This is a genomic window from Pirellulales bacterium (assembly GCA_019636345.1).
Classification (GTDB): domain Bacteria; phylum Planctomycetota; class Planctomycetia; order Pirellulales; family Lacipirellulaceae.
The window spans coordinates 150,796-169,807 of record JAHBXQ010000004.1; the positions used below are offsets into that span (position 1 = coordinate 150,796).

At 66.4% G+C, this 19,012-nt stretch carries 13 protein-coding genes; 8 read left to right on the plus strand and 5 right to left on the minus strand.

The features are described 5' to 3' along the window. Positions 1-172 precede the first annotated feature (172 nt). Positions 173-1,324 carry a DUF1570 domain-containing protein gene (locus KF688_11350; protein ID MBX3426265.1) on the minus strand — a complete coding sequence of 384 codons (1,152 nt, stop codon included), beginning with the start codon at positions 1,322-1,324 and terminating at the stop codon, positions 173-175. After that, the gene (locus tag KF688_11355) at positions 1,321-3,009 is read right to left on the minus strand and encodes a terpene cyclase/mutase family protein (GenBank protein MBX3426266.1); all 1,689 of its coding nucleotides are present in this window, start codon (positions 3,007-3,009) and stop codon (positions 1,321-1,323) included. Before KF688_11355 ends, KF688_11350 begins: the two co-directional genes overlap by 4 nt. Before the next feature lie 230 nt (positions 3,010-3,239). Between KF688_11355 and rpmG the strand changes: the two genes are divergently transcribed. The 3 genes from rpmG (at position 3,240) to KF688_11370 (ending at position 6,153) form a co-directional block, all read left to right on the plus strand. Then, the gene (rpmG, locus tag KF688_11360; GenBank protein ID MBX3426267.1) at positions 3,240-3,416 is read left to right on the plus strand and encodes a 50S ribosomal protein L33; all 177 of its coding nucleotides are present in this window, start codon (positions 3,240-3,242) and stop codon (positions 3,414-3,416) included. An 80-nt stretch (positions 3,417-3,496) separates the two neighbouring features. Further along, on the plus strand, positions 3,497-5,236 hold the full coding sequence (gene recJ / locus KF688_11365) for a single-stranded-DNA-specific exonuclease RecJ (GenBank protein MBX3426268.1): 1,740 nt from the start codon (positions 3,497-3,499) through the stop codon (positions 5,234-5,236). Positions 5,237-5,277: 41 nt separating this feature from the next. After that, positions 5,278-6,153 (plus strand): hypothetical protein, encoded by an 876-nt coding sequence (locus KF688_11370; protein MBX3426269.1) that lies wholly within the window; start codon positions 5,278-5,280, stop codon positions 6,151-6,153. Here KF688_11370 and KF688_11375 read toward each other — a convergent pair. The 3 genes from KF688_11375 to KF688_11385 all read right to left on the minus strand — a co-directional run bounded on the left by KF688_11375 (position 6,143) and on the right by KF688_11385 (position 10,720). Next, entirely contained in the window at positions 6,143-7,924 is a 1,782-nt protein-coding gene (locus tag KF688_11375) for an aspartate kinase (GenBank protein ID MBX3426270.1), read from the minus strand. The two genes, KF688_11370 and KF688_11375, sit on opposite strands and share 11 nt — an antisense overlap. A gap of 248 nt (positions 7,925-8,172) precedes the next feature. Beyond that, complete coding sequence (locus tag KF688_11380; GenBank protein ID MBX3426271.1) at positions 8,173-9,384, minus strand: cofactor-independent phosphoglycerate mutase; 1,212 nt, start codon at positions 9,382-9,384, stop codon at positions 8,173-8,175. A 37-nt stretch (positions 9,385-9,421) separates the two neighbouring features. Further along, entirely contained in the window at positions 9,422-10,720 is a 1,299-nt protein-coding gene (locus KF688_11385; GenBank protein ID MBX3426272.1) for a homoserine dehydrogenase, read from the minus strand. A gap of 396 nt (positions 10,721-11,116) precedes the next feature. On the opposite strand from KF688_11385, the gene leuS reads away from it, so the two are divergent. From leuS to KF688_11410, 5 genes are all read left to right on the plus strand, one after another. After that, positions 11,117-13,753, plus strand: coding sequence for a leucine--tRNA ligase (gene leuS, locus KF688_11390; GenBank protein MBX3426273.1), 2,637 nt, complete (start codon positions 11,117-11,119; stop codon positions 13,751-13,753). Positions 13,754-13,902: 149 nt separating this feature from the next. Then, positions 13,903-15,192 carry a glucose-1-phosphate adenylyltransferase gene (locus tag KF688_11395; protein ID MBX3426274.1) on the plus strand — a complete coding sequence of 430 codons (1,290 nt, stop codon included), beginning with the start codon at positions 13,903-13,905 and terminating at the stop codon, positions 15,190-15,192. Between the two features lie 273 nt (positions 15,193-15,465). Beyond that, on the plus strand, positions 15,466-16,206 hold the full coding sequence (locus KF688_11400; GenBank protein ID MBX3426275.1) for a toxin-antitoxin system YwqK family antitoxin: 741 nt from the start codon (positions 15,466-15,468) through the stop codon (positions 16,204-16,206). Between the two features lie 361 nt (positions 16,207-16,567). After that, positions 16,568-18,556 (plus strand): ATP-dependent zinc metalloprotease FtsH, encoded by a 1,989-nt coding sequence (gene ftsH, locus KF688_11405; protein ID MBX3426276.1) that lies wholly within the window; start codon positions 16,568-16,570, stop codon positions 18,554-18,556. Positions 18,557-18,597: 41 nt separating this feature from the next. Next, complete coding sequence (locus tag KF688_11410; GenBank protein MBX3426277.1) at positions 18,598-18,921, plus strand: Dabb family protein; 324 nt, start codon at positions 18,598-18,600, stop codon at positions 18,919-18,921. Positions 18,922-19,012: the final 91 nt, after the last annotated feature.

Sequence of the window (19,012 nt, forward strand, 5' to 3'; positions counted from 1 at the left end):
CTCGGTTCTGATTTCGACCGTCGCGACGCTGCGGTGTCAGCAAATCCGCTACCACCGACTTAACCGCGTAAGCTGGCGAAGCCCCCAGGCGTCACAGCCCGCAAAGCTTCGCGGCAAAGCGATGAGAATGGCCCGCCGCCAGTGCCAGCAGCTAGCAGAGCATGTCGTCAGTTCACCGGATGCGACTCATCTGCCGCTGGAATTCCGACTCCAACTGCTGGAGATCGCCGAAGTGCTTGCGAAACTCCTCGAGTCGCGCCGCAGGTTTGACCTCGACGAGTTGGGGCTTCGCGGCGATCGCCTGCAGGTACGCGACGTACTCTTGCTGGCGCCACTTCACGAGGAAGTACGTCAGGGCCCACGCTTGGGCGTAGGCGTCGACCGCCGTCTGCGGGTTGCGGAACACGTCGTCGCCTCCCACGATCCGCTCAAACGGCAGCAACCGGCCCGCGGCCTCGTTCGCCTGATACAGTTCCCACCGCGAAGAGTTCACTTCGCCGATCCCCGCCCAGCCGCGCGTGCTGCGCAGATCGGGGGTTTCGAAGAACTCGGCGAGCCCCTCGCTCATCCACACGGGGTTGTCGGCGAATCGCTTCTGCAACCCGCAGTTGAACGAGATCTGGTGAGTCGCCTCGTGCACGATGGTGGCCACCAGCGGCTCGGCTGCGGGCAGGGTCAGCAGCGATACGATGTCCGCCCGTGATCCGGAGTTGCTGAACCCTCGCACGACCGCCTGAGCGCCGGTCAGGTCGTACATGATGATCCGGTTGGTCGCCATGCTGTAGTAGCCGATGACGTTCCGTGCACTGGCGCCCAATTCCGGCACGGCGTGCTGCAAGTAACTCGCCTCGTCGGAGAATACGATCACCGGCAGGGGGCGCTGCGGAACGTCGACCTCGCAGCCCCGTTTCTTCCAGTACGAGACGAACCCCTTTTGCAACCGCTCCAAGAGCGAGCTGCACCACTTGGCGTACGCGGCGGTCGTGTTGTAGCAGACGACGTAGTTCTTCGAGTGATGCACGCGGAAATCCGCGGGAAGTTCCTTGAGCAGTTCCTCGGCCAGTCCCTTCGCGTCGAGCAGTTCGAACGGGCGATCGTCGGTCGAACGATTGCGAACCTGTGCGGCGGGGATGACGTGCAACTGGTCGCTGGGAGTGCGAAGCACGACTCCGCCGGCGCGGTCTTCAAGCACGATCTCGCCGGCGTGTTCAACCAATTGGCGCTCGACCGTGTGCAGCACCCGCTCGAGCGCAGCGGTAGGCCGCGCCGTCAGCAGCAGGCCGAGCGTCGCCAGCGCTGCAAGGATCGTCCGCCGGCGTCTCATTCCCCGCCCCCTTCGCGATACAACGGCAAGTAACGGTAGTAGACTTCGAGGGTCAGGACGCTGAGGGCCGTCGTGTACACCCGGCCCCCGTCGCGGGAATAGCTCTCTTCAAAGTACCAGCTTCCTTGTTCGTGGTCGCTAGTGCTTTGCGATTTGACCAAGTAGTCGCGCATCTTGGGATTCCAACGGATCCAGTCCGACCCCCCCGCGTGGTGCAGCACGAGCGTCGCATAGTAGTTGTAGTACATGTGGTTGTCCTCGGGCCGCTGGCTGCCGAGATTCGCCACCCCTTTTTGCAGCGGGCGATGGCTCCGCGGCCAACCCTCGAACATCCGGCACAACAACCCAATTGCCGACGTGGCCCGCGTGCCTCTCTGCCCCTGGACGTAGCCGTATTCGGCGCCGTCGTTGACGGCGTTCGTGTCGAGGAACCCGCTCAGCTTGCGCCAGGTTTCATAGGGCACGGGGATCCCGCCGATCGCGCCGCTCTTGAGGGCCATCGCCTGCCAACCGCTGACTGTCACGTCGCCGGCTGTGGGGGTCTCGAACGCGGGAGCGTAGCGCCACCCCCCGTCGGGGTACTGGGCGTTGACGATGAACTTGACCGCCTGCTCGGCCGGTTCGCGCAGCGCGCGGTCGCCGGTCATCGCGTACGCCTCGGTCAAGGCCAAAGTCGCGATCCCGTGCGAGTACATCGTGTCCACCTTGTTCCGCAGCAGGTCGACGGCGTTGGCCAGAGCCCCGGACCCGCCGGCGCGTTCCCTGCTGATTTCGCGGACCCGCGTGTCGCGCAGGTCGCCGCCATGGGTGGTGACGGCCATCGTCTCGGTGAGGTAGTACACCCCTCGCTGCACCGTCTCGGCGTATTTGCCGTCGCGATGGGTGTAGCCGCCGCCCAGGAACGACAACAGCGCGAGCCCCGTCGCGGCAGTGCTCGAAGCGTTCGTCCCCGAGTTGCGGCAGTAGCCGGCGCAGTTCGGGCAGCGTTCAAGATCGAACCGCCAAGCGCCGTCGGGATACTGGTGCGCGGCAAGCCAAGCGAGCCCCGCCTCGACGGCCGCCTCGCTGGCGTCGCTTCCCCCGCCGGCCAGGGCGCGACCGTGGCGATTCGCCAGCCGTCGTCCTTCGAGCCCCCCGCCCAGCGTCGACAGCGAGCCGGCGTCGGCGGCGAACGGTTCGAATGCGATCTCGCCGATTGTCGCGATCGGGTCGACGAGTACGGGCGTGGTCGGAGTCGACGCATTGGTCGGCGCTGCGTCGAGATTGCCCACCAGCGGCTCGCTGGTCGTCGGCAGGTCCGACTCGACGCCTCCGGCCAGCGACGTGTCGAATTGCAACTCGGCCTCGTCGTCGGGGGTCGTGTCGACGAACCCCTCCAAGAGCAAGGCGGGGCCCAAGCCGCGGGGAGAGAACACCAAGAGCGACAAGCAAAGCACGATCGCCGCATGGATTGCGGCGCTGGCGAGCCACGCCGAGGCCCGCCCCTCGCGAATCGCCTCGTCGATCGCGGCGCCAACTGACCAGCGGCGCCGGCCAGAGGATTCGGCGGTTGCGTCCGCCTCGGCAGGTTCAGGAGGAACCGACGCAAGACCCCCGACCGGCGGCGCAGCCTCGCCGGGGCCGACCGAAACAAAGCTCGGCGGCCGGACCGCGACGGGCGAATTAGGGACCGACGGCGCCGACAATGGCCTCTCCTGGCGGCTGCTCCGGTGACTCTGGCGACCGCAACTCCCCCTGCGGGCCGAGTTTAAGTATACCCCGGTCCTGCAAAAAATGCCCCCGAGAACTGCTCGGGCGGCCCTGGCAAGGTTCGCCCTTCGGCCCTAAAATGCCGGGTCAGCCGCTGCCGCGGGGAGCCAAACCCTGCCGGCGCGCCCCCCGACCACCCCCTCAATTGTTTGCGAGAGTCCCTGCCATGGCCAAGAGCGGCGGCAAGAAGAAGAAGAAGGTGGAAACCGTGTTTCTCGTCTGCGACGAGACCGGCGACTACAACTACACGCTCCGCCGAAAGACCGGCGGCGAGAAGTTGAAGCTCAAGAAGTATTGCCCGCGGTTGCGGAAACACACGCTGCACGTCGAGAAGAAGAAGTAGCCGCGCTCGCCGGCAAGCGCGCTCCGATCCTCAGAGCGCAAGCCCGAGCCCCAGAGCGTAAGCTCGGGGAGAAAGTCCCCATGCCCAAACGCTGGCGGATCGCCCCCTACGATCGCGAGCGGGTTGCCCAACTCGAACTGGCGGCCGGGGTTCCCGCGGTCGTCGCTCAGCTTCTGCTCGCTCGCGGCATTCATGACCCCGCAGAGGCGCGAAGCTTCCTCGACCCGAAGCTCACAGGGCTCCGCAATCCCGACGAGCTCCCCGGCGCCGCGGCCGCAGCCGACCTGATCTACGACGCCCTTCGCGCCGGTCGACGGATCACCGTCTACGGCGACTACGACGCCGACGGCATGACCGCGACGGCAATTCTGCTGCGGTGCTTCCGGTTGCTTGGGGCGAAGGTCGACTCCTACATCCCGCACCGCATCGACGAGGGATACGGCCTGAACGACGACGCATTGCGGCGGCTGGCGGCCGACGGGGCCGACGTCGTGGTGACCGTCGACTGCGGCATAGCCAGCGTCGCGGAAGCGGCGCTCGCTGCAGAGCTGGGACTCACGCTGGTCGTCACCGATCATCACCAGATGGCCGCGGAGCTGCCCGCCGCTGCGGCGCTGGTCCATCCTGCGCTCCCTGGTTGCGCCTACCCGTTTCCCGGCCTCTGCGGCGCAGCGGTCGCGTTCAAGCTGGCGTGGGCCTTGTGCCAACGTGCGGCCGGCGCCAAACGCGTCACCGAGCCGATGCGCCGCTTCCTGATGCAGGCGGTCGGGTTGGCCGCGATCGGCACCGTGGCCGACGTCGTACCGCTCGTCGACGAGAACCGCATCCTCGTACGCGAAGGGCTCAAGGCGCTGCGCCACTCGCCGACCGTCGGCGTGGCTGCGCTCCTTAAGCAAACCAATCTCGCCGACAAGGAAGCGCTCGATGGCGAGGATCTCGGCTTCACGATCGGCCCTCGCTTAAACGCCACGGGTCGGCTTGGCCAAGCCGAGATGGGGGTCGAACTGCTGACGACCGAGGATCCCGAGCGGGCCGCGAAGCTGGCCGCGTTCATCGATGAACTCAACGCCGAGCGGCAAACGCTGGAACGCAGCATGCTTCGCTCCGCGGACAAGCAGGCCCGCGAGCGGTTCGACCCGCAGCGCGACCCGGCCCTGGTCCTCGCCGACCACGAGTGGCACCCGGGGATCATTGGAATCGTCGCCGGACGGCTCGCCGAAAAGTACCACAAGCCGGTCGTCCTGGTCGCCGCCGACAAGCTGGGGGTGAAACCGGGGGTCGGCTCGGCACGGAGCGTGCCGGGGTTCGACCTGCACGCGGCGCTGACCGAGTGCAGCGAACATCTGGAAGGGCACGGCGGACACGCCGCTGCCGCGGGTTTGCGTGTCGCCGAGGCGCGCTTGCCCGTATTCCGCCGCGCGTTCTGCGAAGTCGCGGCCCGCGAGTTGGGAGAGGGCGCCGCCGTGCCTGACCTGCGAGTCGACGCCGAGGCGGTTCTGTCGATGCTCACCCATCAAACGGTCGCCCAAATCGAGAGCCTCGCCCCGTTCGGCCACGGCAACAGTCGGCCCGTCCTGTGCACCAGCAACGTGCGTCTGACCGAAGCCCCGCGCCGCATGGGGGGCGCCGGTCGGCACCTGTCGATGACCGTCGCCCAGCACGGCGTGCGGATGCGGGCGGTTGCGTTCGGCGGCGGCGACTGGGAGGAGGAACTTGCGGCGATCGACGGCGAGTTGTCGATCGCCTTCCGCCCGGTCATTAACCGGTATCGCGGTCGAGCGAGCGTCGAGATCCATCTTGCCGATTGGCGCGTGGATTGACCTCCGTTCGGCCGCGGCAATACGTCTCCGTTGAGCTTGCCGTGTCACGCGCTGCCGTTGAAGACGTCCCCCTGACCTCGGCGGACTACGCCCGCTTCCACAAGAACGCCCCCGCGGCGCTCGCGCGACGGGGCGCCGGGTTCGCCTGGGAAGAAACCGTCGACGCCCTGCAGCGGATTCTCTTCGGCGCCTTGCCGATCGTCGGCATGTTGCGGTGGGAGTGGTCGGGCGAGGCGATGTTCGCCTTCCTGATCGCCGGGCTGTGGGTCGGCATCGCGTGCGACGCTGCCAAGTACTGCTTCCTCAACTCGCAGGCCGAAGCCTTCGCACAGTCCCGCTACGACGACTGGCACGTCTGGATCGTCGCCGGCGCGATCCGCGACGGGACGCATCGGGCGCCGCCGGCTCACTTGCGGGCCAAGTGGGCTCCGCAATCGGGGGTGTTCGTCGATTTCTTTCTGGGAGGCGCGTCGACCGCCCTCCTCGTGATCCTGCTGGTGCGCAGCGCCGGCATGGGCTGGGCGGACGTCGCCGTGCCGAGCGTCGCGATCGGGCTCGCCGTGACGGCCGCGGTGCGCATTGCAGGCACGATCGTCGAGATCCTGCAGCACCGGCGGGCCGACCGCGCGGGGTTCGGGGTCGCTCCGCTGAAGTTCGCCGACGCCGAGCGGCCGGTCAAGTGCGCCGTCGGCTTGCGCGGCGTCGCGATGTTTCTGCTGCTTTTCCCCGCGGCGATGATCGCCGAGAGCGACTCGCTGCGGCAGAGCGCCCCGCGGCTGCTGATGCTCGGAGTCAACGGCCTGATCGTCCTGTCGGGTCTCGTGAACCTCGCCGGTCCGCTGCTGCTGCGGGGCGAAACGCGATGGCTGCGCGATTATCTTGCCCGACGCGACGCCGAGTTCAAGATCACCCCATGACGTCGGCGAAGGCCGCCTTCAGGGCTTCGAGCCCAGCGTCCCCTTGGGCGCTGTCGACGACGACGTTCACGCGCATTTCGCTCGTGTTGATCATCTCGACGTTGATCCCCGCGTCGGCCAGGGCGGCGAACATTCGCACCCCCACCCCGACGTGCGTTCGGATGCCGATGCCGAACACGCTGAGGATGGCGATCGCGGGGTCGCTCTCGACGGGGCCGCAGTCGAGATCTGCGGCCGTCTCTTCGACGACCTTGACCGCTTGCGCGACCGAGTCGCGCGGGACAGTGAAACTGAGATCGGCCAGCCCGTCGCTCCCCGCCCCTTGGACGATCATGTCGACGAGCAGATTCTCCGACGCGACCGCCTCGAAGATTTGGGCGGCGATCCCCGGTTTGTCGGGGATCGCGGTCAGCGTGACCCGCCCTTGCGACTGGTCGAGCGAGACGTTCTCGATTGTCAGGTCTTCCATCCGCTGCAGCCGGGCGACAATGTCGGCGGGGCTCGCCTGCTCGAGTTGGCTCGCCTCCTCGGCATAGGCGCTGCGCTGTGCGGGGGGCTTGTCAAGTTCGAACTCGCGATGGACCGCCCGGAGGGCCTTCTGCCCGTGAGCCTTGTCGACGAGCACCGAGATCTTGATCTGGCTGGTGGTGATCGCTTTGATGTTCACGTCGTCGTCGGCCAGAACGCGAAACATGCGATCGGCCACGCCGGTCTGGGTGGCCATCCCCAGTCCCACGACCGAGACCTTGGACAACCCCTCCTCGACCTGCACATCGACGTCGCCGAACTCCGCGGCGACTTTCTTCACCGCCTTGAGCGCGGCGGGGAAATCTCCCTCGATGACGGTGAACGCGATGTCCGCTTTGCCGTCGGCGCCGACGTCCTGAACGATCATGTCGACCGCAATCTGCGCCTGGCCCAGTTCGCTGAAGATGCGATTCATCGTCCCCGGCTGATCGGGGACGCCCCGCATACTGACGCGGGCCTCGTTCTTGGTCAGGGCGCAGCCGCTGACCGGCCGGTCGGCGCTCTCCGAGTCGGGGCCGATCACGGTGCCGGGATCGTCGTTGAAGCTGCCGCTGTTGCGGACGTGAATCGGCACGTTGAACTTCTTGCCGAACTCGATCGACCGGCTGTGCATGACGCCGGCGCCGAGGCTCGCCAGTTCGAGCATCTCGTTGTGGCTGACCCGATCCATCTTGCGGGCCTCGGCGACCAGCCGGGGATCGGTCGTGAACACGCCGTCGACGTCGGTGTAGATGTGGCACTCGTCGGCGCCCAGCACGGCGGCCAGAGCGACGGCGGTCGTGTCGCTCCCCCCGCGGCCCAGCGTGGTGATGTTCCCTTCGTCGTCGGTCCCCTGGAATCCCGCGGCGATGACCACATGGCCGTCGTCCAAGAGCGACTTCATCCGCTCGGTCGAAATGTTCTGGATGCGGGCCTTGGTGTGGCTGCTGTCGGTCTTGATGCCGATCTGCCCGCCGGTGAGGCTCGTGGCTTTGCCGCCGAGTTCGTGAATCGCCATCGCGACCAGAGCGACGCTCACCTGCTCGCCCGTCGAGAGGAGCATGTCCATTTCACGGGCCGAGGGGGCGCTGCTCACCGCGTTGGCGAGGTCCACCAACACGTCGGTGTTTTTTCCCATGGCGCTCACCACCATCACCACCTGATGGCCCTGGGCCTGAGCGCGAATTGCCTTCCGCGCGGCTTCGGTGATCTTCTCAGGGGTGGCGACGCTGGTGCCGCCGAATTTTTGCACGATTAACGACATGGTGCGAGTTCTAAGTGCCTGCTTGTTCTGAACCGCCAAGGACGCAAGGGCGCCAAGGAGCGGCGAAAGGGTTGACTATGGGTGAGCGCAATACGCTCAATTCCGTGGCGCTATTGTTCGACGTTGAAGTTCAACAAGTGCCCAGGCTGGAGTTTCGTGGCGCGGAGGCAGTTGAGCGCCTGGGCTCGATTCGTTCTCCCGGCTCAGCCACTCGGCTCCCCCATGGCGCACTTGGCGTCCTTGGCGGTTCAACCTTCAGCTTTCCCCACGAACCGCCCCATCGTCCGCCAGCCTTCGTCGAACGCGAGCTTCGATTTCGCCGCGTTCGCGTCGCCGTAGCTGGTGAACTCGTCGGGGGCGATTCCCGTACCGGCCATTGCCACGGGGACATACCCGTGGGTGTGGGTCTTCGTGGCCAGGAACGTGGGATGATCGGGGCTGATCATCATCCGCCAATCGCCCTGCTTCGCCAAGGCCTCGGCCAGCGGGGCGACGACATGGCGGTCGATTTCCTCGATCGCCTTGACCTTTTCCGCGGCGTTCCCCTCGTGAGAAGCCTCGTCGGGGGCTTCGACGTGGACGCACACCAAGTCGTGCGTTTGGATCGCATCGATCGCGTAACGCCCTTTGGCGGCGTAGTCGGTGTCGAGATATCCCGTGGCGCCCGGGACCTCGATCCGCGGCCAGCCGACCAAGGCGGCCAGCCCCCGCAGCAGGTCGACCGCCGTGATCATGCATCCCTGCGGGCCGTAGGCCTCGGCGAAGGGCGCCAGCCGCGGGGCCTTGCCGATTCCCCACAGCCAGACGTTCGTGGCCGGCAGCTTGCCCGCGGCAAGCCGCCGCGTGTTGACCGGGTGATCGCGGAAAACCTCGACGCTCTTGATCATGAGGTCGTGAAGCACGTCGGCCCCTGGGCCGCGGGGGAAGTCGTTCTTGATCGACTTGTCCGTGAGGTCGTGCGGCGGGGTCGCTCGCATGTCCATCGTGAAGGGAGCCTTGTGCTTCGCCCCGCGCCAAATGAGCAAATTGCGATAGCTCACCCCGGGGACGAACTCGAGCCCGTCGCCGACGAGCGCCTCGTTCGCTGCGGCGAGCAATTCCGTCCCTTCCTCGGTGCTGATGTGATCGGCGGTGAAGTCGCGCATCACCTGGTCTTCGACCGTGACCAGATTGCAGCGAATCGCCCAATCGTCGGGCCCCAACTCGATCCCCTGAGCCGCCGCCTCGATAGGCGCCCGGCCGGTGAAGTTCGTGAGCGGGTCGTAGCCGAGCAGGCTCATGTTCCCCACTTCGGACCCCGCCGGCAGTGCGCGCGGCGTGTGACAGGCACGGGCGATCACTCCCTGGGCGACGATCGCATCCATCGCCGGGGTGCTGGCCGCCTCCAAGGGGGTGAGCCCCAGGAGCGACTCCTGCGGCTCGTCAGCGGCCCCGTCGGGGATGATGATGACGTATTTCATAGACGGTTGTTGGCGTTCAAGGAGTTTGCGACAATGCTCAGTCTCGCACCCACATCCGCACCGTGCTGCCGTGGCATGCGGGCAGCTTGTCGATGGCGGCGGTGGCACGGGCGGCGGCGCCTTCGGTCGTTTCGTGGGTCATCACCACCAACGGCACGGGCTGGCCCTTGGCGAGCGGTTCCTTCTGCAAGACCGAGGCGATCGATACGTTCTCGTTCCCCAGCGCCGCGGTCACCTGGGCGAGCACCCCGGGGTGGTCGTCGACCATCGCCCGCAGATAAAATCGGGCCTCGCTCTCGGAATGGTCGGCCGGGGTGACCAAGGCCTCGCGCTGCGACCAGAGCTCCAGCGTGCGGAACGTGATCGCGGTGCGGCCGACCGCCGTGTCGATCAGGTCGGCGGCCACAGCCGAGGCGGTGGGCATCTGCCCCGCTCCTTGACCGTGAAAGAACAGCGGCCCGACGCAGTCTCCTTCGACTCGAATCGCGTTGAACGGCCCGCTCACCTCGCCCAGCGGGCTGCCGGCGCGGACCAAGGCGGGCGAGACCTCGAGGTCAAGCTTCTCGCCCACCAGATCGGCGACAGCCAGCAGCTTGATGCGGTAGCCCATCTCCATCGCGTAGCGGATGTCGAGCGGGTCGACCGTGTCGATCCCCGTGCGGGGGATCTCCTTCCAATGGACCCGGGCGCCGTACGCCAGATGGGCGAGGATCGCCAGCTTCTGGGCCGCGTCGCTGCCGTCGACGTCCATCGTCGGATCGGCCTCGGCGTAGCCAAGCCGCTGAGCGTCGGCCACCGCGGCCGCGTAGTCGCCGCCGCCCGGCTCGTGCATCTTCGACAGGATATAGTTGCTGGTGCCGTTGAGGATGCCGTGAAGCGAGGTGATTTGGTTGGCGGAGAGGCACTGGCTGATGTTGGCGATGATGGGGATCCCCCCCGCCACCGCCGCTTCAAAGGCGATCGATCGGCCCAGTTCGCGGGCGCGGTCGAACAACTCGGCCCCGTGCTCGGCAAGCAGGGCCTTGTTCGCGGTGACGACGTCTTTGCCGTTTTCCAGCAGCCGCAGCATGACGGTCCGCGCCGGTTCGAGCCCCCCCATGAGTTGGGCCACGAGCGTGATCTCGGGGTTGCAGACGACGTCGTCGAGCTTGTCGGTGAGCACTCCCGCGGGAAGGTCGCAGTCACGCGCCTTCTTCAGATCGCGGACGACCGCCTTTTCGAGCCAGAGGGTCCGCCCCGCGTGCCGGGCCGTGCGGTCGCCATGGTCGAGCAGAATGCGGGCGACCCCGCTGCCGACGGTTCCCAGGCCGATGATGCCGACTTTGGTTTTTTGCATGGCGGACTCGACCCGTACGGAACAAGCGATGTGAAAGGCGACGTTTTGCGGCACGCGAACCCCAAGCAAGCGGGGGTTGTCAGCCCCCCAGCGGCAGAGGACCACGTTGCGATGCATTGCGCCAGGGCCGCACCGGAGTTTGACTCCTCCCGGCCGCATCGCCCCTGCTATCCGCTCGGCGACGGGCCGTGCGTAAGCCTGCTATCGTACTCGCCGAATTCGAGCAACGTCAAACGGCGCCGTGGTTTGCGCCGCGACGGGGGGGCAGTAGAATCGGCGGACTTTCCGGGCGGGCGAAGGCGCCGGGGGCGGGGACGCCCCGGCTCGCTCGAATTGTCGCTGCTCGCCTGACCTCCGATCTCTCCCCCTTGGCCTCTCAACTCTGACCTCTCCGCGATGCCTCGCTATAACCCTGCGACGATCGAGCCCAAGTGGCAAGCCTTTTGGGAGCAGCACGCCACTTTCGCGGCGCCGCGGCTGCCGTTGGGGCCCAAGCTCTACGTGCTCGACATGTTCCCCTACCCCAGCGGCGACGGCCTGCACGTGGGGCACCCCGAGGGGTACACCGCCACCGATATCGTCTGCCGGGCGGCCCGCATGCAGGGCAGGAGCGTCGTCCACCCGATGGGATTCGATGCCTTCGGGTTGCCGGCCGAGGAACATGCGATCAAGACGGGCGAGCACCCCCGCGTGCAGACCGAGCGGAACATCGCCACGTTCCGTCGGCAACTGAAGATGCTCGGCTTCAGCTACGACTGGGGACGCGAGCTGGCCACGACCGACTTCGACTACGTCCGCTGGACGCAGTGGATCTTCCTGCAGATCTACGACACCTGGTTCGACGTTGAGACGCAGCGCGGCCGGCCGATCAGCGAATTGCCGATTCCCCCTGAGGTGAAGAAGCAGGGCGAGGGCGCAGTGCGCGCGTACCAGGATGAACGCCGCTTGGCGTACCAGAGCCACGCCCCCGTGAATTGGTGCCCGGCGCTGGGCACCGTGCTGGCGAACGAGGAGGTGATCGACGGCAAGAGCGAGCGCGGCGACCACCCAGTGGTTCGCATGCCGTTGCGGCAGTGGATGCTGCGGATTACGGCGTATGCCGATCGGTTGGAACGCGACCTGGAAGGGCTCGACTGGCACGACGGAATCAAGGCGCTGCAAAGGAACTGGATCGGACGCAGCACGGGCGCGGAGGTGGATTTCCAAATAGCCCCCGGTGATTCACCGGGGGCTCAATCGGCGAAGCGCGCATTTCCCGAGAAACCTGCCGACGACGTGCTCCGCATCTACACGACGCGCCCCGACACGCTGTTCGGCGCCACGTACATGGTGATCGCGCCGGAGCATCCGCTCGTCGACCGCCTCACGACCCCCGAGCATCGCGACGCGGTGAAGGCCTTTTGCCACGCTGCGTCGACCAAGAGCGATCTCGACCGCACCGAGCTCGCCAAGGAGAAAACCGGCGTCTTCACCGGCAGCTATGCGATCAATCCCGTCAACGGCGAGCCGATCCCCGTATGGGTCGCCGACTACGTGCTCATCAGCTACGGCACGGGCGCCATCATGGCCGTCCCGGCGCACGACGAGCGCGACTTCGAGTTCGCTAAGCAGTACGACATTCCCGTGCGCGCCGTCGTCCAGCCGCGGGACCCTGTCCCGCCGGCAGAAGCGGCCAAGATCCTCGCCGGCGAGCAAGTCTACGCCGAGCCCGGCGTCGCCATCAATTCGGGCAAGTTCAACGGCTTGACGACCGACGAGTTCAAAAAGCAGATCACCGCTTGGCTCGCCGAGCGGGGGCTCGGGCGCGAGGCGGTCAACTACAAGCTTCGCGACTGGCTGTTCAGTCGGCAGCGGTTTTGGGGCGAGCCGTTCCCGATCCTCCACGAGCTTGACGCCGACGGCCAGCCGACCGGCCGCGTGCGTACGGTTCCCGAGGATCAACTGCCGGTCGACCTGCCGCACCTCGACGACTACAAGCCTCACGGCCGGCCCGAACCCCCGCTCGACAAGGCGCCGGCGGAGTGGCTCTACCCGGTCGTCGACGGTGTGCGCTACAAGCGCGAGACGAATACGATGCCCCAGTGGGCCGGTTCGTGCTGGTATTACTTGCGGTTCCTCGATCCGCGTAACGCCGACGCGGCGATCGACCCCGAGGTCGAGAAGGCGTGGATGCCGATCGACCTCTATGTCGGCGGGGCTGAGCATGCGGTGCTCCACCTGCTGTACTCGCGGTTCTGGCACAAGGTGCTCTACGACCGGGGGGTGGTCAGCACGCCCGAGCCGTTCCAGAAGCTCGTCAACCAGGGGATGATTCTCGGCGAGAACAACGAGAAGATGTCCAAGAGCCGGGGGAACGTCATCAACCCCGACGAAGTGGTGCGCGAGTACGGCGCCGACGCCCTGCGGCTGTACGAGATGTTCATGGGTCCGCTCGAGGCGACCAAGCCCTGGAGCATGGAGGGGGTCAACGGCGTCTACAACTTCCTGGGTCGAGTGTGGCGATTGATCGTCGACGACCGGGCCGACGAGATCGCCTTGCATCCTGCGATGACGACTGCGGACCCCGACGAGGAGGAGTTGCGGGTGGTTCACCGCACGGTGAAGGCGGTGACCGACGACCTGACGAAGCTGCAGTTCAACACGGCGATCGCCCGGATGATGGAGTTCACCAACCATTTCACCAAAGCCGAGCGGCGTCCCAAGGCGTGTATGGAAACGCTCGTGCTGCTGCTTTCGCCGTTTGCGCCCCACCTGGGCGAGGAATTGTGGTCGATCCTGGGGCACGTCGACTCGCTCGCCTACGAGCCCTGGCCCCAGTACGACGAGGCCCTGCTCGCCGAGGCGACGATCGAGGTCCCGGTGCAGATCAACGGCAAGGTGCGCAGCAAGGTCCATGTCCCGGCCGACGCCTCACAGGCCGCAGTCCTGGACGCCGCCAAGGCCGACGCCAAGATCGCCGAGCAGCTTGCAGGCAAACAGATCGTCAAAGAGGTGTACGTCCCGGGACGTCTGGTCAACTTCGTGGTCAAGTGACTTTCCGAGACGTTTCCGCGAGCGCCCGTGGCTTCGCGACTCCTTCCTGGCAACTCTGTGACCTCTGCAATCTCTGTGGTAAAACGGTGACCGACGCCCGCGGTCGGGCGCTTTTCTTTCTGGAACAGGCAGCTTAAGGGTTCGGTGCTATGCGTAACGCTGTCGCGGTCGTGCTCGGTGGCGGACAGGGATCCCGGTTGAGGCCGCTTACCAACTATCGGTCGAAGCCCGCCGTGCCCCTGGCCGGCAAATACCGGCTGATTGACATCCCCATTTCGAACTGCCTCAACAGCGGGCTCAACCGCATCTACGTGCTGACGCAGTTCTTGTCGGTGAGCCTCCACCGGCACATCCGCGGCACGTACCGGTTCGACAACTTCAGCGGCGGATTCGTCGAGATTCTTGCCGCCCAGCAGACCATGGCCGAGGGGACCGACTGGTATCAGGGGACCGCCGACGCCGTGCGGAAGAACCTGCGTTACATGACCCAGGCGGGGATCGATTACGTGGTGATCCTCTCCGGGGATCAACTCTACCGCATGGACTTTGCGGCGATGCTGAGAACGCACATCGACTCGGGGGCCGACGCCACGATCGCCGCCAAGCCGTTCCACAGCAGCGAGGCCGACGCCCTGGGCGTGATGCGGATCGACGACTCGGGCCGGGTGATCGGCTTCGTCGAGAAACCGAAGACCGAGGAACAGCTCGCCAGCGTTCGCATGGATCCCGCCTGGTTCGACGCCCGCGGCGTGGTCAGCGGCGGGCGCGACTGTCTGGCGAGCATGGGAATCTACATCTTCTCCAGCCGCGTGCTCAGCGAACTGCTGGAAGGAGACAACCACCAGGATTTCGGCAAGGAAGTGTTCCCCCACGCCATCGATCGCCGCAAGGTGCAGGTCCACCTGTTCGACGGCTACTGGGAGGACATCGGAACGATCCGGTCGTTTTTCGACGCAAACCTGCAGCTCGCCCAGCCGAATGCGCCGTTCGACCTCACCGACGCGGTGGCGCCAATCTACACCCGGCCGCGGTTTTTGCCCCCGTCGCGGTTCGACGGGGCGAAGATCTCGGGAAGCCTCATCGCCGACGGGTGCGTCATCGAGCCGGGGGCGGTCATCGAGAACAGCGTCGTCGGCGTCCGCTGCCGGATCGGCCGAGGGGTGACGATCCGCAACAGCGTCCTGATGGGCGCCGACTTCTACGAGTCGCCGCGCGGACTGGCCGCGTCGGAAGGGGCGGGACTTCCGCCGATCGGGATCGGCGCGGGGGCGACGATCGAGGGGGCGATCGTCGACAAGAACTGTCGCATCGGCCCCGGGGCCCAAGTCGTCAACAACGACGGGATCGGCGAGGGAAAGGCGGGCGATTTCTGCATGGTGAGCGAGGGGATTTTGGTCGTCGAGAAAGACGCCGCTCTCCCCGCCAACTGGCGAGGCTAGCCGATTTGGGGCTCGGGCGCGGCTCGGTCAGTCGACGTGTCCAACCCAGCCAGTCCGCGCAACCCCACCCGCGACTCCCGCGCCGGCCCGCCCGGAGCCGACCGGTCGATGGTCGCCGAGCGGACTCCCGGGCATAATGAGGGGGTCCCCCCGCGGCGATCGCGCGACCTTGCCGCCGCCGGGGACGAACTGATCTCACCACGAATTCGCGGCTCGGTCCGATCGCTTGCCAGCGTCGATCGACGCACAGTTTCCTGCAGGAGCTACCTAGCCATGCGGCAGTTCTCGTTTACGAGTTTCATGACTTGCGGCGTTGCCGCCCTCGTTCTCGGAGCGACGGCTTCAGCCTACGCCGCCGAAACGGCGTACCTCGACGAACCGACTCCTCCGCCCCCGCCCAAGGCGATGGGCAAGCTGAAGATCCCTGAGAAGTACGAGGACGGAAAGGTCCGCGTCGAGCGCGAAGTGATCCGCATGTCGGACGACACGGTCGTCAATGACGGACTGTTCACCGAGTACTACCACGACGGCCAGAAGTTTGCTGAGGGGACCTTTAAGCAGGGGATCCACAACGGCACGTGGACCTTCTGGCATCCCAACGGCCAGATTTGCAAGGTCGTGACGTTCGTCGACGGGCTGCCCGACGGCGAATGGGACGTGTTCGACGAGAAGGGCAATCTCGCCGCCCACAAAGGGTACGCCAAGGGGCTCCGCGCCGGCACATGGACCACGTACTACGACGACGGCAAGACCCCGAAGATCGTTCAGTCCTGGAAGGACAACAAACTCACCGGCGAGCGGAGGACCTTCCACCCCAACGGGAAGGTGAATCAAGAGTCGCACTTCGTCGATGGCCTGCTCGACGGAATGGTCGTCGAGCACGACCCCTCCGGCCGCAAGACCGCCGAGGCGAACTTCAAGGCCGGCAAACGCGAAGGGAAGTTCACCCAGTGGGCGCCCGACGGCACGGCGACCGTTGTGAACTACCGCGACGACAAGCCCGTCATGGAGTGATCCGCCACTGGCGCCAATAGGAACCGCCTGCCGAAATCGCTGGTGACCAGAGCCGGCGAATTGTTGGGCTGCGATCATCGACGTTGTTCCGAGGTTGGCGAGAGCTCTGTCGGCAATTTTGGCGGCTGCCTGTTGCACAGCCCGGAACTCGGCTGCGACATTGCCGGTCCCCTGCCGACCCCGGGCCGACGGGGGGCATTTCTGATACAATCCCCCCGAACCGGGACGATCCGGCCGCGCCCGCGCGGGCCTACGCCGGGCCGAGCGCCGGTGAAGGCGACCCGGCGGCGTCCCGTCTCGCGGGTTGCCGCGGATCGGGCTTCCGCCGACTTCGCGCATTTCTCCTGTGAGCGTCACGACCATGGACGATTCGTCTCCGCCCCCCAAGAAACCCTCTGGCGCTCAACGAATCAATCTCGGCCCCCTCGTGCTGCTGTTGGTTCTGGGGTTCGCCGTGGCGATGGCGATAAGCGGCTCGTGGAGCGAGGTCAAGAGCCTTGCTTACACCGAGTTGCTCGACGCGATCGAGGCGGGGAACGTCGCCTCGGTGACGTTCGTCGGCGGGGACCACGTCAAAGGGGAGTTCAAACCTCCCGTCGAAGCGGCTGCGGGGGCGGCCCCGACGGCTGGCGAGGAGACGCCCTCGACGTCCGACGCACCCGCGTCAGCAGCCAAACCGGCCGCGGCGGAGAACAAACCGGCGCCGGGGCAGGTGTTCGTCTGCACGTTGCCGCCTCAAACCGGCGAGGCGTTTCTGCAAGCCCTGCGCGACGCCGGGGTGCAAGTCGCCGCTGAGGAGCCGGCCAATTACGGCGACATCCTGGCGCTGGCGACCTTCGCCCTGCTGGTGGCGATGATCATCGCCGCGTGGTCGATGATGCGTCGTACTCGCGAGCAGATGATGGGAGGCGGCATGCTGTCCGGCGTCACCAAGAGCCCGGCCCGCCGGTATGACGAACAGGCCCAGCGCGTCACGTTCGACGACGTCGCGGGACTGGGAGGAGTGAAAAGCGATCTCAAGGAATTGGTCGACTTTCTCAAGTCGCCCGAGAAGTTCCAGCGCCTTGGCGCCCAGCCCCCGAAAGGGGTGCTGCTGATGGGCCCCCCCGGCACCGGCAAGACGTTGCTGGCCCGCGCCGTCGCCGGCGAGGCAGGCGTGCCGTTCTTTTCGATCAGCGGGTCGGAGTTCATCCAACTTTTCGTGGGGGTCGGCGCCGGCCGGGTCCGCGACATGTTCAAGACCGCCAAGGAGAACGCCCCCTCGATCCTGTTCATCGACGAGATTGACGCGGTCGGCCGGCAGCGCGGAGCCGGGCTCGGCGGCGGTCACGACGAGCGCGAGCAGACGCTCAACCAGATCCTCAGCGAGATGGACGGCTTCACCCCCGCAAGCACCGTGATTGTCGTTGCCGCCACCAACCGGCCCGATGTCCTTGATCCCGCCCTGCTGCGTCCCGGGCGGTTCGATCGACACATCACCGTCGACCGTCCCACGGTCGCGGGGCGCAAGGCCTTGTTCGAGCTTCACGCCCGCAAGGTGCCGATTGACGAATCGGTCGACTTCGATCGCTTGGCTCGCGCCACCGTCGGACTCACCGGGGCCGACATCCGCAACATCGTCAACGAAGCGGCCCTTTGGGCCACGCGGCGGAACAAGGAGCACGTCGGCTCCGAGGATTTCGAGTACGCCCGCGACAAGGTCATCATGGGGGGCCGACGCGAAGAGGTTCTCAACGAGAAGGAAAAACTGGTCACCGCCTACCACGAGGCGGGGCACGCGGTGCTCGCCTGGCTGCTGCCGGGCAGCGACTTGGTGCACAAGGTGACGATCGTTCCGCGCGGGCGGGCCCTGGGAGTCACGCAACTGGTTCCCGAAGAGGACCGCCACAACATCTCGCAGCAGTCGCTCGAAGCCCGGATCGTGATGGGCCTGGGAGGCCGCACCGCCGAGAAGTTGCAGTTCGACGAATACAGCGCCGGCGCCGAGAGCGATCTGAAGATGGTCACGCAAATCGCCCGCCGTATGGTGACTCGCTGGGGGATGAGCGAACGCGTCGGGCCGATCGCCTACGCCAACAGCGAGGAGCATCCGTTCCTCGGTCGCGAAATCGTGCAGGAAGAACGGCAGTTCAGCGAACACACGGCCCGCATGATCGACGAGGAGGTCGCCCGGATCATCAACGACTGCGCCGAACGGGCCGTCGCCATGCTCGGCGAGCATCGCGACAAACTCGATAAACTGTCGCTAGCGCTGTTGGAAGACGAGGAGCTCGACGTCGACGAAATCGCCGCACTGATCGGCCCTTCGGTGAACGCCCCCCGAGCCGTCGTCGCCGATGCCGCGACTTAATCCCACCTTAATCACGCGATTCTCAACCCCTTGCCCCAGCTATGCCCGACGGACACCACGGACTCTCGCACGGCGTCTACTTCACGCTCAAAGATCGCAGCCCCGCGGCGTGCGCGGCGCTGGTGTCCGCGTGCAACAAGCACCTCCCCGAGCACGAGGGGCTCGTTCACATGAGCGTCGGAATCCGGGGCGAGCAGTATCAGCGGCCGGTCAACGACCAGGATTTCGACGTGGCGCTCACGCTCGTCTTTGCGACCGAGGCGGACCACGAGCGGTATCAAGTCTCGGCCCGGCACAAACAGTTCATCGCCGAGAACGCCCCGACGTGGGCCAAAGTCCGCGTCTTCGACGCCCTCATCGGCTAGCCCGCGAATAACGCCCGCGACGACGAGCGGGGGAGGCGCCCCCCTGACCGGGCCATCCCTCCCGCCCCCGAGCCACAGCGCCGGTTCGGCC

Bases quoted from the DNA above. Each gene is read 5' to 3' on its own strand.
- KF688_11350 (MBX3426265.1), bottom strand. From the start codon at position 1,324: ATGAGACGCCGGCGGACGATCCTTGCAGCGCTGGCGACGCTCGGCCTG.
- rpmG (MBX3426267.1), top strand. From the start codon at position 3,240: ATGGCCAAGAGCGGCGGCAAGAAGAAGAAGAAGGTGGAAACCGTGTTT.
- recJ (MBX3426268.1), top strand. From the start codon at position 3,497: ATGCCCAAACGCTGGCGGATCGCCCCCTACGATCGCGAGCGGGTTGCC.
- KF688_11375 (MBX3426270.1), bottom strand. From the start codon at position 7,924: ATGTCGTTAATCGTGCAAAAATTCGGCGGCACCAGCGTCGCCACCCCT.
- KF688_11380 (MBX3426271.1), bottom strand. From the start codon at position 9,384: ATGAAATACGTCATCATCATCCCCGACGGGGCCGCTGACGAGCCGCAG.
- KF688_11385 (MBX3426272.1), bottom strand. From the start codon at position 10,720: ATGCAAAAAACCAAAGTCGGCATCATCGGCCTGGGAACCGTCGGCAGC.
- leuS (MBX3426273.1), top strand. From the start codon at position 11,117: ATGCCTCGCTATAACCCTGCGACGATCGAGCCCAAGTGGCAAGCCTTT.
- KF688_11395 (MBX3426274.1), top strand. From the start codon at position 13,903: ATGCGTAACGCTGTCGCGGTCGTGCTCGGTGGCGGACAGGGATCCCGG.
- KF688_11400 (MBX3426275.1), top strand. From the start codon at position 15,466: ATGCGGCAGTTCTCGTTTACGAGTTTCATGACTTGCGGCGTTGCCGCC.
- ftsH (MBX3426276.1), top strand. From the start codon at position 16,568: ATGGACGATTCGTCTCCGCCCCCCAAGAAACCCTCTGGCGCTCAACGA.
- KF688_11410 (MBX3426277.1), top strand. From the start codon at position 18,598: ATGCCCGACGGACACCACGGACTCTCGCACGGCGTCTACTTCACGCTC.